Consider the following 14,034-nt stretch of genomic DNA (forward strand, 5'->3'; position numbering starts at 1 on the left):
ATTGAAAGGTTGTCTGAAAAATATAACTTTCAGGCAGCCTCTTTTATTTGTTTCTTAAACTAATGAAAAAAAACGTTTTAATTGTTTTAGGGTCTCCAAATTCTCCCGAAGGAATATTAAGTGATATTTCTAAAAGTAGATTGAATTTTTGTGCAAGTGTGTATTCAAAAAACAATCTTGTGCTTTGTACCGGAGGTTGGGGTGATCACTTTAATACAGCCAATAAACCTCACGCTTATTATGCCAAAGCATATCTAATAAAAAAAGGTATTGTAGAAAAAGATTTTTTAGATCATGCTATATCGTCAAACACTGTTGAAGACGCGGTAAAAATAAAGTCAATTATAGAAAAATTAAATGGTGTTAGTTTAACAATTATTACTTCAGATTATCACTTAAACAGAGTTAAACTCATTTTTAATGAAATTTTAAAACCGTTTAAATTAGATTTTGTTGGAGTTAAGTCTAACCTAGATAAAAAAGACTATGACTTATTGGTAAATCATGAGAAAAAGGCCATAAAATCAATTTTAGAAAATGGATTATATTATTAAATGGTATTTAAATAGAATAGAACCTATTTAAAACAGTATTGATATAAATTAAAAGAAAGAAAAATTAGAATAAAATTCTTGTATTTATTCTAACTGTTAGATTTTTCTATATCATAGCCTTGGATGAGTTCTTTAAGGCTATCCCTATATTCTTCAAGAGTTTCCTTTTTTATTTTACCACTATCAAAACTTCCTTGAGGTAGTGTTCCTCTAGTCTCATCAAGGTATTTTTGAAGTTCTGGATATTGGTCTTCAATTATTCTTGTAAGTTTAGATATTTCGCCTATTATATCTGTTTTTATATGCTCCATTATTGCTATAATTTAATACCAAAATATAATAAATTTTATGCAACCATTGTCTTAAAGAACTGCTAAACTATCTAAACGGATGCCTTTCCTCCCATTTTTTAATAGGATTCATATATTTTACAATACACTTTAAAACCGTATTAGCAATAAAATTATTAGTATGCTTTAAATATACGTGCATCGTGTTAGGTTTTGCTCCAATCGAATTTTTAATTTCCATAGCGGTTCTGGCATATACAATAGTTTTAAAATTGTTTTCAATACCAAAAAAAGCCATATTAAATAACATGTTTAAATACATTTGATACTTTTGTTGTAAATCTTTATTATAACCTAAAAAATAAGTTTCTAAAACATCATTATTTAAAATTAGTGTATAAAAACCAATCAATTCTTCTTTTAAAAAGAAACCAAAAACTTTAAACTTTTCGCCTAAACTGACTTTTAAATTATAAAAATGTGATTTATGTAATTTAAATGAATTGACTCCAGCATTGTCTGAAACCGTTTCATAAAGTTTAAAAATAGCCTCAGAATTATTCTTAATAAAATCTTCGCTTAATGCTTTACATTCTATATTTGATGCCTTTTTTCTTGCAGTTTTGTAGCGTCTTTTATATTTCTTGTTAAATGCAGAAACATAATTTTCTGCTGTTTTCCAAGTATCTAAAATAGAAAGCACCATGTTGGGTTGCACCTGTACTTTATATAAATTATTGGTGTTGAAGAACTCAGAATCCTCATGAATTGTGTCTGTTTCAAAATAATCTTTAAAAGCAATAATCCGTATCTTTTTATTGAACTTAAATTTAATTTCTGTTGTTAAGTCTTTTAGTGCTTTTTCAAGTTGTTTTAAATACTCTTTTTGCGATATGTGTTGGATATCAAAATAAATTCCATGTTGCCCCGTATGCATTAAGTTGCCAACAATTAGCGCATTCCCTTTTATAATTTTAGAGACTATTTGTTTTGCTGTTTGTTTTATAATGCTACTGGATGTTTTTCTAAATATATCATCTAAATACATTTCTACACGTTGTATAATGGCAATGCCAACTAATCTTTCAGCTTTAAAAACGCCTAAATAATACGATGTAATATTGTTGGGAGAAGATAATTCGAGTCCTTCTAAAAAATCAGTTTTTAAAAAAATATCGTTGTTTGAAAGTGCATCCCAAGAATTTGGAAGTTTATTAACCGAATTATATATTTTATAGTGTATCAATACAAAAGAAAAAGACCGAAGTTAAACACCTCAGTCTTTATTTATGTTAAAATTACAAATTTATTATTTCCAACCGCAAACAATAGCTCCCATCACGCCAAGTGTAACAATCCAATACCCACTATTTATAAATATATATTTAGCACTTTTACGCTCAAATAAAGCGTTAGTACCAATTATTGGCAGCGCTACAAATACACCAGCTAAAACACCGTGTAATGCGCCATGTTTATAGGTTCTAAAAGCATCACCATAATCAGCCATAAAAGCAGCATAAGATGGTAAAGCAGCACTAGCGTCTCCTCCAACTAAGCTCAGCGCTCCGGTTTGATGAATACTCAGTTGCATCATAGTCATGGCTAGCAGAAAAGCAAAAACAAAGGCTAGGATAAAAATCTTTGCCATATTACCACCTTTAACTTGTTCGTCGGTCATACCAGCTGCTTGCATCCAAGCGTTGCCAAAAACTTTTGGGTTATACCAAATAAATCCGACAACTAATGCCGAAACCGCTGCAACAAGAATTGCAGGGAAATTTAAAAATTCCATAATAATTTAGTTTTAGTTAGAAGTTAAATATAACTAAAATTATTATACTACTCTTACTTTTAACACTTTACAAATTATTAAATTGATTGAGCCTCAGCGACTAACAATTCATTTTTATCTTCTAAGGCTTTAGCAATAAAGTCATTTATATCCCCATTTCGTTCTAATCCATTTTTAAGTAAAACACCTAAAGTTAGCATTGCAGCAATACGAGTTCCTGCTTTTTTAACAGCAGTTCCAAATAAGGGTTCTAAATCTTCGTAAGATACATTTTTTGCTAAGTCTTGAATTTCGGCTTTAGCTTTTAACTGCTTTTCTTCTGGAAGATTGGTGTATTTTTTTCCGAGTTGCTGAATAACACTAATCGGTTTTCGCTGATTTCGTTGTTGTGGTTTAGGTTGATTTTGATTCACATTTTCTTTAGGCTTAACTTTCGCCCAAGAATCTCGTAAACCAACCGTTTTGTTAAATACTAAATGATTTGACGTTGAATCGTCATCAACATTAAAATAGCCCAAACGTTGAAACTGAAACCTATCACCTATTTTAGCTTCTTTTAAACTTGGCTCAACAAAAGCTTCAATAGTTTTTAACGAATTGGGATTGATAAAATCCATAAAACTTTTATCTTGATGACTATCTGGAGCTTCATCCATAAATAATCTGTCGTATTCTCTAACTTCAGCTTTTATAGCATGTTTTATAGACACCCAATGAAGTGTGCCTTTTATTCTTCGTTCTGTATCTTCAGAATATGTACAATGTATTTCTGTAATATTTCCATTAACATCTTTTACAACACTTTCAGCTTTAATAATATATGCGTTTTTCAATCTAACTTCACCACCTAATTTCAATCTAAAAAACTTATTACCAGCTTCTTCTTTAAAATCATCTTTTTCTATATACAACTCACGAGAAAACGGTACTTTTCTATAGCCTGTACTTTCATCTTCTTGATTATTTTCTGCTTCTAACCACTCTGCTTTATCTTCAGGATAATTAGTAATAACTAACTTTACAGGGTTTAAAACCGCCATAACTCGTGGTGCAGTTTTGTTTAAATCTTCACGGATACAAAATTCTAAAAGAGATACATCAATAACATTATCGCGCTTTGCAACGCCAACGGTTTCAATAAATTTTCTAATGGCGTTTGGTGTATAACCGCGACGACGTAACCCTGAAATGGTAGGCATACGCGGATCGTCCCAACCCTTTACAATACCATCTTCCACCAATTGAAGCAACTTACGTTTACTCATTATAGTATAACTCAAATTCAAACGTGCAAATTCACGCTGTTTAGGAAGTTTAGGGTATTTATTTTTGCTATAACTATACACTTGTTCCTTAAACCAATTATAAAGCTCTCTATGAGGCTTAAATTCAAGTGAGCACAATGAGTGTGAAATTTGTTCAATATAATCGCTTTCGCCATGTGTCCAATCGTACATGGGGTAGATACACCAATCGTTAGCTGTTCTATGATGATGCTTCTTTAAAACACGGTACATAATGGGGTCTCTCATCAACATATTAACATGTTGCATATCAATTTTTGCTCTAAGAATGTGTGAACCTTCTTCAAATTCGCCATTTTTCATACGTTCGAAAAGGTCTAAGTTTTCAGCAATACTTCTGTTTCTATATGGCCCATCAACTCCTGGTTGGGTTGGTGTGCCTTTTTGTTCTGCCATAGCTTCACTAGATTGAGAATCTACATAAGCTTTTCCGTCTTTAATAAGTAAAACTGCCCAATCATAAAGTTGTTGGAAATAATCTGAAGAATACAACTCATTAGCCCAAGTATAGCCCAACCATGCAATATCGCGTTTTATAGCGTCTACATATTCTTGCTCTTCTTTAGCTGGATTTGTATCATCAAAACGTAAGTTTACTGGCGCATTATATTTTTCGCCTAAACCAAAACTAATACCTATCGCTTTTGTATGACCAATATGTAAATAGCCATTGGGTTCTGGTGGGAAACGAAAACGTAACTCATTTTTCAACATGCCGTTAGCTAAATCTTCTTCTATGATTTGCTCTAAAAAGTTAAGTGATTTTTTTTCTTCGGACATAAAATTAACAACTCTATTTACTAGCTTATAAAAACTAATAATATTAAACAAAATATTGTGCAAAATTAGGTAATTTTGACGACTTAAAATGACGTATAATGGGAATTATAAAAGTTGAAAATATTCGTGTATTCGCTTATCATGGTTGTTTGAAAGAAGAAACAAAAATAGGTAGTGATTATCGTGTAGATTTAGAGGTTAAAGCTAATTTACAAGAATCTGCAAAAACTGATAAATTAACAGATACGGTAGATTATGTGTTTTTAAACCGAATTATTAAAGAAGAAATGGAGAAACCTTCTCATTTACTCGAAGCCGTTGCAAAACGTATTTTAGATAGAATTTTTGCAGCAGATAAATTAGTTGAAAAAGCCACCGTTTGGGTTAGTAAACTAAACCCTCCTATTGGTGGCGATGTTGCACGCGTAACGATAAAAATGACTGATAAGCGTAAAAAGTGATATTTTGTAAGGAAAAGTGATATTTTTTTTTACATTTGCAGCAAGTTTTTGATTCCCTCTTCAAGAATATTTATAGATACATTTAATAGTAAAAAATAATGGCGTCGTGGCCGAGTGGCTAGGCAGAGGTCTGCAAAACCTTCTACAGCGGTTCGAATCCGCTCGACGCCTCTAAAACCTTCAAGTTACTCTTGAGGGTTTTTTATTGTAATCATTTACAAGAAATTATATTAAAGTAGAGAAAGCCCTCTAATAAACAGTTAGAATTTACTCGATGATTTAAAAAAGTTTTTAATTTATAGAATTGATTTGTTCTAATTTTTCCTTTATTAATTTTTTTTCATCAGGAAAAAACCCTTGTACAAGTAGCAAAATTCCAAATCCTAAAATTACTAGAGCTACAATTTTTTTAGTCTTAAAAATAAGCCTGGGCGTTAATTTATTTTTTAATTTTTTTGCAATTACAATTTTAACCAAATCCACTAAAAAATAAACAATCAATATTGTAGATAGAAATACCACTACACCATCTTTAGATTCGGTTAAAGAATTTGCTAAAACTATAAAAGCAACCCAACCTAACAATACACCAATATTTATAAAATTAAGTAAAAACCCTTTTAAAAATAGTTTACCGTATCCTTTTTTTATTTCAATTTTGTGATATTCTCTAACAATTTCGCGAAATGATTTTGAGGTTTTAACAAATGAAATGATGCCGTAGGTAACTAGCAAAACGCCTCCAAAAATTAAAAAACTGGGATCGTCTTTTACTTTTTCTAATAACCGGTTTGTGCTATAAAAAGCAATAACAATAAATAGAATATCGGCAAGCATAACACCGCAATCGAAAATTAAAGCACTTTTAAATCCTTTTGTTGCGCTGGTTTCTAGAAGCACAAAAAATACCGGGCCTATTGTAAAGGCTAATATAAAACCAAAAGGTATTGCTGCTAAAATATCATCAAACATAATTGTGAGAAGCTTTACACAAAGTAAAGAAATATTTTATGATTATTAAATGCTTTACATACTATTTAAAAAAGAAAACCCACTGTAAACAGTGGGTTTTAATTTAAATTTATATATTTTTTAATTCATACGTTTTACACGACCACCAAATACTCTACTTTCATTTACATTTTCTGGATCTCCGTAAATAAAGGCATCACCTCCGGCTCTTATTTTAATATCGGCCAATTTAGACGCATTTACATGAGCCTCACCTGCGGCTTTAATAGTAACTTCGGTTTTATCGGTTTTTAATTCTTCTCCTTTATAAACACCACCTGTTAGTAATGATACTTTTTGGTTTTTCGATTTTCCAGATGTTGTAATTACACCACCTGTAACCGATTTTATATTAGTATAACTAACATTCAATTTAACGTCTATTTTGCCACCTTCTTGGGCTTTTAAATTTATCTCGAATTGTTTTATTTTATCTTTGGAGTGTACATGTGCGCCTTCGTTAACATCAATAACTTCAACACCGGTATAATATAGTTTTACTTTAGTGTTATTACCATCAAAAATTTCTTCTAAATTCATTTTAATTTTTAGCTTTCCGTTTTTGTTATTCACAATAACATCATTGGCATTATTTCCTGAAATAACCACTTTGTTTTCTTTAGATTTAATTAATTCTACTTCTATTAAATCGAAAACTTTAAGTTCTGAGAATTCACCAATTGATTTCTCTATTGGATTTTGAGCGATTGCTAATGTTGAAATAAAAATAGTGAGGATTGTTACTAAGCGTTTCATTTGTTTTGATTTATTGTTTTTAACCTAACGCAAAACTATCAATAATTATTCCGTAGTTATTTTAATTATAAAAAATTTAATAATTATACATTTTATTTTTACTGTAAAACCAGTACCGCAGTTCCTGTAATTGAAACAAAAATTAAACCTGAAGTTGGCGAAGTTTCAACATCTAAGCTAATTCCTACTACCGCATTAGCTTTTAATTTTAAAGCATTATCTCTAAGTTTTTGAAAAGCTTCTTCTTTGACTTCGTTAATTTTAACCTCGTAAGATTCATAATATTTTTTCATATTAAAAGAAAAAGTAGCTTTTGGCATATTTACACTTATTCCTGTGACTATACCTAAATAATCTTGAATTTTATACCCTTCTATTGAATTTGTTGTTGTAAGTATCATGGTTTATATATTTTTATACAGAATAAGTAGATAATCCTTATAAAAAGTTACACAGGTAATTAATAAACAATTTATTTATGAGAAAAAAAAGACAAATTCGTTTAACGGCTGGTATAAAACATTAAAATGATTTCATATCAATTGAATATTAAACGAAACTCTTTAAAAATAAACAGCTTTCTGATTTTAAAACTCAAAATAACAAATATGTACGTTAGGGATTGCAACCCTTCAACAAGCTCAAGGTAAACTCATCCTTTTTTTAAAAGATAAATTACAACTTTGTTTGGAACTAAAATTTAACAGATAGTCACGTCCTTTGTCATCGCTATGACGTTAAAAAGATATAGCAGAAAGCCCGACCCCTTTCAAGGTAACGCTCAATTAACTTTCTGGTTTCCCTATAAGATTAAAATCAAGATGTTTTTTAACTAAATCGGTGTTTTTAACTTTTACAACAACTTCATCTCCAAGCTGATACATCGTTTTTGTGTTTCTGCCAACCATAGCGTATTGGTCTTGATCGAAGGCGTAATGATCGTCTTTCATATCGCGTACACTTACCATACCTTCACATTTATTTGATATGATTTCTACATAAATTCCCCAATCGGTTACCCCAGAAATTACGCCAACAAATTCCTCGTCTTTATGGTCTTCCATAAATTTAATTTGCATGTATTTTATAGAGTCGCGTTCTGCTTTTGTTGCCAGATTTTCCATGTTGCTAGAATGATTGCATTTATCCTCGTAAACGGCTTCGTTTACCGATTTTCCGCCATCTAAATAATGTTGTAATAATCGGTGTGCCATCACATCGGGATACCTACGAATAGGTGATGTAAAATGACTATAATAATCAAAAGCTAAACCATAATGCCCAATATTTTTGGTTGTATATTCTGCTTTACTCATGGTTCTAATGGTTAATGTATCCACTAAATTTTGTTCTTTTTTACCATTTACATCTTTAAGTAAATTATTAAGTGATGCTGAAACACTTTTACGGTCTTTAAAATTTAATTTATACCCAAATCTACTAACCACATTTTGTAAACTAGCAAGTTTACTATCATCTGGCTCATCATGTACACGATATACAAATGTTTTTTTAGGCGATTGTTTACCAACAAATTCTGATACTTTTCTGTTTGCTAATAACATAAACTCTTCAATTAATTTATTAGCATCTTTACTAGTTTTAAAGAACACACCTATTGGATTTGCTTCTTCATCAAGATTGAATTTTACTTCTACTTTATCAAACGAAATAGCTCCAGAACTCATACGTTTATTACGCATTTTTTTTGCTAATTCATCCATTTTTAAGATAGCATCTGTAATAGCTTGGTTTATTTTATAAGCTTTTCCTGTTAAAGAAACTTCTGCAGGAATATCATTAGTTTTAGATTCTATAACAGCCTGCGCTTCTTCGTAAGCAAATCGTGCATCAGAATAAGTAACTGTTCTTCCAAACCACTCGTTTTTTATTTCGCATTTATCATTCATTTGAAACACTGCTGAAAAAGTGTATTTTTCTTCATGCGGTCGTAATGAACAGGCATTATTTGATAATACTTCTGGTAACATAGGAACAACTCTATCTACCAAATATACAGATGTGGCACGCTCGTAAGCTTCATCATCTAAAACAGTTCCTTCTTGCAAATAATGTGATACATCTGCGATATGAATGCCTATTTCATATAATCCATTTTCCAGTACCTTAAAAGATAATGCATCATCAAAATCTTTTGCATCTTTTGGATCGATAGTAAAAGTTAAATCTTGTCGCATATCACGACGTTTTTTAATCTCTTCTTTGGTTATTGAAGTATCTAATTTATTTGCAAATTCTTCTACTTCGTGTGGAAATTCGTTTGGTAAACCATATTCAGCGAGTATCGCATGAATCTCAGTATTATGATCTCCTGGTTTTCCTAAAACTTGAATCACTTTTCCGTATGGAGAATCAGCTTTTTCTGGCCAATCTTCTAGTTTTACTAAAACTTTATCACCGTCTTCTGCTTTATTAATTTTATTTATAGGTACAAAAATATCTTTGTACATTTTATTACTATCAGCTACTACAAATGCAAAATTCTTTTTTTCATGTATTTGAATTACACCAACATATTCGCTTTTTTCACGCTTAATTATGTTTGTTATTTCGCCTTCTAATTTTCCTCGTTTACGTCGTTTGTAAACATAAAATTCTACCTCATCACCGTTTAATGCTTTATTTATATTGTTTGATGCTATAAATACATCATCTTCAAATTCATCACTAATAATATAACCATTTCCTTTAGCTGCTAAATCTAAAATACCTGTATGATATTCTGTATTTATAATCGCTTTATATTTACCACGTTCTACTTCTTCAATTTCTTGTTTTCCTTGTAAATCACGTAACTTTTTTATAATTTGATTTCTGCTACTTGCATCATTTACACTAAGTTTTGCAGCTATTTGTTTATAGTTTAAAGCTTGGTTTTTTTCTTTTTTTAAAATACTTAATATTGTATTTGTTAGGTTGGAAATTCCTTTATTTTTGGATTTCCCTTTTTTCTTTCTTGTCATTTAAATTTTTGTAATCATTTTCATTTCCTAAGATAATGGAAACTTCGTTATTAAATAGCGTTGTTATAAAGGAGAAGATTTGCTATTTATTTTTTACAAAGCTACGGTTTTTATATTAAATAGTATTTTTTTTATGTTAAGCTTAAGTAAATTGAAGTTATCCACATTATATATTATATAATTAGTTTTCTTTTAAAATTTAAAAAAATAAATAGTGGTTATTATAGTGTGTTAATATGTGGTATAACTTTTTTAAGTTTTATTTTGATTACAATTATTTTACATTCTATTAATAGTTAATTAACAAGTTATATTATTTTAATAGGTTCATTTTTAACTATTTTATGTTTTATATAAACAGCTGTTAATAATTAAAAAAAGATATTAATTACTAATAAGTATTTTAATCATTGTGTTTATATCTATCATTTTTAATCTCATAACATTGCTAAAAAAAGTGAGTTAAAATTTTGGTTAATTGATATGGATTTTTGATTGGAAAAATAAATGAATAATCAATATTTTTCTTTTAAAAACTAATGAACAGTTATTAACAAGTAATGAATATATTAATGCACATTGTTTATAATTGAAAAAGAATTCCTTTAATAAAATTAAAGGTTTCCGTTGAAGTAGTCATTCTCGCCTTCACGAGAATATAACTCTTAATTTATTACCTTTGTTTAATAAAATAAAAATATAAAAATGACAATTTCTATAGGTAACGATCACGCAGGAACAGATTATAAATTTGCTATTAAAAAGCATTTAGAAACTAAAGGATATATAGTATCTAATTATGGAACCAATGCTAGTGATAGCGTAGATTATCCAGATTTTGTACATCCGGTCGCTAAAGATGTTGTTGCTAAAAAAGCTAATTTTGGAATACTAATATGTGGTAGTGCTAATGGTGTTGCCATGACTGCTAATAAATATCAGGATATTCGTGCTGGTTTGTGTTGGAATAAAGAAATTGTTAGTTTAATTAGGCAACACAATAATGCTAATATTTTATGTATTCCTGCACGTTTTACAGCTATTCATCAAGCTATAGAAATGGTTGATACATTTTTAAATACTGAATTTGAAGGCGGACGACACCAAAATAGAATTGATAAAATTCCATTGTCTTGCTAAATGGGACATAACCATTCTCATAATCATACTCATGATCATCCAGATTTAAAAGGAAGAAATCTTTTTATATCTATCTTATTAAATATTGGTATTACAGTAGCTCAAGTAATAGGTGGTTTAATGTCTGGTAGTTTAGCACTTTTAAGTGATGCGTTGCATAATTTTAGCGATGTTATTTCGCTTATTATAAGTTATGTTGCTGATAAAATTTCAAAACGTAAGGCATCATTTCAAAAAACTTTTGGGTATAAACGTGCCGAAATATTAGCGGCTTTTATAAATGCTGCTACTTTAATAATTGTTGCTGTTTTATTAATTATTGAAGCTGTCGAGCGTTTTCAAAATCCACAAGAAATAGAATCTAATTTAGTTATTTGGTTGTCTTTAGTAGCTATTTTAGGAAATGGTTTAAGTGTGCTTTTATTAAAAAAAGATGCTGAAGCTAATATGAATATGAAAAGTGCATACCTGCATTTATTAACCGATATGATGGCTAGTGTAGCGGTTTTAATTGGCGGTTTATTAATGAAATATTATCAGTTATATTGGGTTGATAGTGTGCTTACTTTTGTAATTGCTTTATATTTAATTTGGATGGGTTTTGATTTATTAAAAGATTCAACCAAAGTACTTATGTTGTTTACACCAGATTCTACTCCTATAAATAAAATAGTAGCTGAAATTAATACATTTGAAAGTGTTAAAAATGTACACCATGTACATATTTGGCAATTAAATGAAGAGGAAATTCATTTAGAAGCGCATATCGATTTTAATGAAGATATTAGCATATCTCAATTCGATATTATTTTACATAAAATTGAAGATTTTTTATTGCATAAATACGATATTAACCATGTTAATATTCAACCAGAATTTAGAAAAGATGATGCTAAAGATGTAATTGTTCAAGATTGATTTGAAACGTCATTCCGAGGAGGTACGACGTGGGAATCTGTTTATGTTTAAAAACAGTTAAATGATATATTATAAGTTCAATTAAAAAGATTGTTACGCCTTAAAAAAGGCTCACAATGACGAATTTTATGTTAGAAATAAAAGTTAAAACATTTCAAGAACTAACTATACAAGAACTTTACGATTCACTCCAATTACGTAGTGAAATTTTTGTAGTTGAACAAGACTGCGTTTACCAAGACCTTGATGGTAAAGACCAAAAATCACTTCATGTTTTAGGTTTTAAAAATAATAAAATAATAGCTTATACACGTATTTTTAAACCAGGTGATTATTTTGAAGAAGCTAGCATTGGTAGAGTAGTGGTTAAAAAAAATGAACGTCAATATAAATATGGTTATGATATTATGAAAGCTTCAATTGAAGCTATAAAAAATCATTTTAACGAAACAAAAATTAAAATTTCAGCTCAGATTTATTTAAAACAATTTTATAATAATTTAGGTTTTAAAGAAATAGGAGATTTGTATCTTGAAGATGATATTCCGCATATTACTATGACACGAGAGTAGTTAGCGTTTTAAAGTAAAATAACCTGTTAAAATGGCTTTATTATTTAAAACTATTTTATACCAATAACTATCAACAGGTAAAAGCTTTCCATTTAAAGTACCGTCCCAACCTTTCGATGTGGGGAGTAAAAATTTTAGTAATTTTCCGTATCGGTTATAAATAACAATATTATTCACACTGTTGTTATTGTCAATAACATTCCAATAGTCGTGCTTTCCATCGTTATTCGGGGTAAAATATTTAGGAATAAAATAATCTTCGTTAGTAATAGTTACCGTAAAATTGGTTTCGTTACTATCGCAAATCGTTTCGTTATAAATAAAAATAGTTTGGGAACTGGTAATAACATCTCCAGCTTTTAATCGAGTGCCATTTCCACCAGATTGCGTAAAATAGTTACCATTATTAAGTGCTGGTAACGTATAGCTTTTTCCTATAAAATTAGCTAAAGTATCAACAGGAACAAAATTGCTACAATCATCTAAATCACTAACAAAGCTTGAATAAGGGTGTGGTCTCCAATTAATGTAATCTATCGAAGCATCATCAACTACAACACAGCTTAAATTTGGGTTAAATTCAAAATCTACAACACTTTCAGTTGTGCTATTTTTTATATCTAACCAACACAAATTATTATCACTACAATCTAAATTTATTAATGTTTTATTATTTGACATGTCTAGTTGAGTAAGTTGATTGAATTCACAGCTTAAATCGCTCAGTAATATGTTTTTGGTAACATCTAAACTTGTTAATAGGTTATTAAAGCATAACAATACTCGTAAATTAAGATTATTTGAAACATCTAAACTTGATATTTGATTTAAACCTACATCAAAAAAAGTTATGTTTGGATTTTGAGTTACATCAATACTCGTTAATAAATTATTTCTAGCAATTAAGGTATTTAAATTTGAGTGTTGAGTAACATCTAAATTAGGTATTTGATTATTATCGCATACCAAAACAGTTAGTCCTAGGTTTTGAGAGATATCTAAACTGGTTAAAAGATTGTTACCACATGTTAAAGAAATTAAATTAGTGTTGTTAACAACGTTTATATTGGCAATTTGATTAAAGTCAAACCAAAGAATTTTTAAAGCGTCAAGCGCAGAAACATTAAGTGATGACAACATGTTATTATTACAATATAATTCTGTAAGATTTAAATTAGATGAAATATCTAAACTTAGAAGATTATTATCAGAACAATTTAGAATAGATAATACTGTAAAATCTTGAATACCAGTTAAATCGGTAATATTTAACTTAGAAACATCTAATTCAGGTACAATATTAATATTAGCAGTGGGTACAAAATCATCTAAAGGACCAGAATCGTAACCTAAATCAATTAAAGCTTGTTCAAAATTATCATCAGGAACAAAGGTGTTGTTTTGAGCAACACAATAATTACTTATTAAAAATAAAAATAAAGTAAAAAAGTTGATTTTATTAACCATAA

General features: G+C 29.3%; 14 protein-coding genes and 1 tRNA gene. 6 read left to right on the forward strand and 9 right to left on the reverse strand.

Features of this window, described 5'->3' with window-relative positions; translation table 11 throughout:
• The first annotated feature begins 62 nt into the window (after nt 1-62).
• Nucleotides 63-554 carry a YdcF family protein gene (locus RG22_RS08375; RefSeq protein ID WP_034042410.1) on the forward strand — a complete coding sequence of 164 codons (492 nt, stop codon included), beginning with the start codon at nt 63-65 and terminating at the stop codon, nt 552-554.
• Between the two features lie 89 nt (nt 555-643).
• On the opposite strand, the gene RG22_RS08380 is transcribed toward RG22_RS08375, so the two are convergent.
• The 4 genes from RG22_RS08380 to RG22_RS08395 form a co-directional block, all read right to left on the reverse strand.
• Nucleotides 644-865, reverse strand: a complete 222-nt coding sequence (locus RG22_RS08380; RefSeq protein ID WP_034042411.1) for a hypothetical protein — start codon at nt 863-865, stop codon at nt 644-646.
• Between the two features lie 67 nt (nt 866-932).
• The gene (locus RG22_RS08385; RefSeq protein WP_034042412.1) at nt 933-2,090 is read right to left on the reverse strand and encodes a hypothetical protein; all 1,158 of its coding nucleotides are present in this window, start codon (nt 2,088-2,090) and stop codon (nt 933-935) included.
• A 63-nt stretch (nt 2,091-2,153) separates the two neighbouring features.
• Nucleotides 2,154-2,639 (reverse strand): DUF1761 domain-containing protein, encoded by a 486-nt coding sequence (locus tag RG22_RS08390; protein WP_034042413.1) that lies wholly within the window; start codon nt 2,637-2,639, stop codon nt 2,154-2,156.
• Between the two features lie 77 nt (nt 2,640-2,716).
• Nucleotides 2,717-4,723, reverse strand: coding sequence for a glutamine--tRNA ligase/YqeY domain fusion protein (locus RG22_RS08395; protein ID WP_034045898.1), 2,007 nt, complete (start codon nt 4,721-4,723; stop codon nt 2,717-2,719).
• Between the two features lie 98 nt (nt 4,724-4,821).
• On the opposite strand from RG22_RS08395, the gene folB reads away from it, so the two are divergent.
• Both folB and RG22_RS08405 read left to right on the forward strand, forming a co-directional pair.
• The gene (folB, locus tag RG22_RS08400) at nt 4,822-5,184 is read left to right on the forward strand and encodes a dihydroneopterin aldolase (protein ID WP_034042414.1); all 363 of its coding nucleotides are present in this window, start codon (nt 4,822-4,824) and stop codon (nt 5,182-5,184) included.
• A gap of 100 nt (nt 5,185-5,284) precedes the next feature.
• Nucleotides 5,285-5,355 (forward strand) — tRNA-Cys (locus tag RG22_RS08405).
• A gap of 120 nt (nt 5,356-5,475) precedes the next feature.
• Here the strand turns inward: RG22_RS08405 and RG22_RS08410 are convergent.
• From RG22_RS08410 to rnr, 4 genes are all read right to left on the reverse strand, one after another.
• Nucleotides 5,476-6,156 (reverse strand): LysE family translocator, encoded by a 681-nt coding sequence (locus tag RG22_RS08410; RefSeq protein ID WP_034042415.1) that lies wholly within the window; start codon nt 6,154-6,156, stop codon nt 5,476-5,478.
• Between the two features lie 120 nt (nt 6,157-6,276).
• A complete protein-coding gene (locus tag RG22_RS08415; protein ID WP_034042418.1) occupies nt 6,277-6,951 on the reverse strand; it encodes a head GIN domain-containing protein in 675 nt (224 codons plus the stop codon).
• Nucleotides 6,952-7,049: 98 nt separating this feature from the next.
• Complete coding sequence (locus RG22_RS08420; RefSeq protein WP_034042420.1) at nt 7,050-7,352, reverse strand: YbjQ family protein; 303 nt, start codon at nt 7,350-7,352, stop codon at nt 7,050-7,052.
• A gap of 384 nt (nt 7,353-7,736) precedes the next feature.
• Complete coding sequence (gene rnr / locus RG22_RS08425; RefSeq protein ID WP_034042422.1) at nt 7,737-9,935, reverse strand: ribonuclease R; 2,199 nt, start codon at nt 9,933-9,935, stop codon at nt 7,737-7,739.
• 705 nt (nt 9,936-10,640) lie between these two features.
• On the opposite strand from rnr, the gene rpiB reads away from it, so the two are divergent.
• From rpiB to RG22_RS08440, 3 genes are all read left to right on the forward strand, one after another.
• Nucleotides 10,641-11,075 carry a ribose 5-phosphate isomerase B gene (gene rpiB, locus RG22_RS08430; RefSeq protein ID WP_034042424.1) on the forward strand — a complete coding sequence of 145 codons (435 nt, stop codon included), beginning with the start codon at nt 10,641-10,643 and terminating at the stop codon, nt 11,073-11,075.
• The gene (locus RG22_RS08435) at nt 11,076-11,993 is read left to right on the forward strand and encodes a cation diffusion facilitator family transporter (RefSeq protein WP_034042426.1); all 918 of its coding nucleotides are present in this window, start codon (nt 11,076-11,078) and stop codon (nt 11,991-11,993) included.
• 128 nt (nt 11,994-12,121) lie between these two features.
• A complete protein-coding gene (locus RG22_RS08440) occupies nt 12,122-12,565 on the forward strand; it encodes a GNAT family N-acetyltransferase (RefSeq protein WP_034042428.1) in 444 nt (147 codons plus the stop codon).
• Here RG22_RS08440 and RG22_RS08445 read toward each other — a convergent pair whose 3' ends face one another.
• On the reverse strand, nt 12,566-14,032 hold the full coding sequence (locus tag RG22_RS08445) for a T9SS type B sorting domain-containing protein (protein ID WP_034042430.1): 1,467 nt from the start codon (nt 14,030-14,032) through the stop codon (nt 12,566-12,568). It abuts the gene before it with no gap.
• Nucleotides 14,033-14,034 lie beyond the last annotated feature (2 nt).

This window comes from Wocania ichthyoenteri Th78 (genome assembly GCF_000789235.1).
GTDB classification, from domain to species: Bacteria; Bacteroidota; Bacteroidia; order Flavobacteriales; family Flavobacteriaceae; genus Wocania_A; species Wocania_A ichthyoenteri.

What these genes read in the sequence shown, in the direction of transcription:
- rnr (WP_034042422.1), bottom strand. Translation starts at nt 9,935, where the DNA reads ATGACAAGAAAGAAAAAAGGGAAATCCAAAAATAAAGGAATTTCCAAC.
- RG22_RS08420 (WP_034042420.1), bottom strand. Translation starts at nt 7,352, where the DNA reads ATGATACTTACAACAACAAATTCAATAGAAGGGTATAAAATTCAAGAT.
- RG22_RS08390 (WP_034042413.1), bottom strand. Translation starts at nt 2,639, where the DNA reads ATGGAATTTTTAAATTTCCCTGCAATTCTTGTTGCAGCGGTTTCGGCA.
- RG22_RS08445 (WP_034042430.1), bottom strand. Translation starts at nt 14,032, where the DNA reads ATGGTTAATAAAATCAACTTTTTTACTTTATTTTTATTTTTAATAAGT.
- RG22_RS08395 (WP_034045898.1), bottom strand. Translation starts at nt 4,723, where the DNA reads ATGTCCGAAGAAAAAAAATCACTTAACTTTTTAGAGCAAATCATAGAA.
- rpiB (WP_034042424.1), top strand. Translation starts at nt 10,641, where the DNA reads ATGACAATTTCTATAGGTAACGATCACGCAGGAACAGATTATAAATTT.
- folB (WP_034042414.1), top strand. Translation starts at nt 4,822, where the DNA reads ATGGGAATTATAAAAGTTGAAAATATTCGTGTATTCGCTTATCATGGT.
- RG22_RS08375 (WP_034042410.1), top strand. Translation starts at nt 63, where the DNA reads ATGAAAAAAAACGTTTTAATTGTTTTAGGGTCTCCAAATTCTCCCGAA.
- RG22_RS08415 (WP_034042418.1), bottom strand. Translation starts at nt 6,951, where the DNA reads ATGAAACGCTTAGTAACAATCCTCACTATTTTTATTTCAACATTAGCA.
- RG22_RS08410 (WP_034042415.1), bottom strand. Translation starts at nt 6,156, where the DNA reads ATGTTTGATGATATTTTAGCAGCAATACCTTTTGGTTTTATATTAGCC.
- RG22_RS08435 (WP_034042426.1), top strand. Translation starts at nt 11,076, where the DNA reads ATGGGACATAACCATTCTCATAATCATACTCATGATCATCCAGATTTA.
- RG22_RS08380 (WP_034042411.1), bottom strand. Translation starts at nt 865, where the DNA reads ATGGAGCATATAAAAACAGATATAATAGGCGAAATATCTAAACTTACA.
- RG22_RS08440 (WP_034042428.1), top strand. Translation starts at nt 12,122, where the DNA reads ATGTTAGAAATAAAAGTTAAAACATTTCAAGAACTAACTATACAAGAA.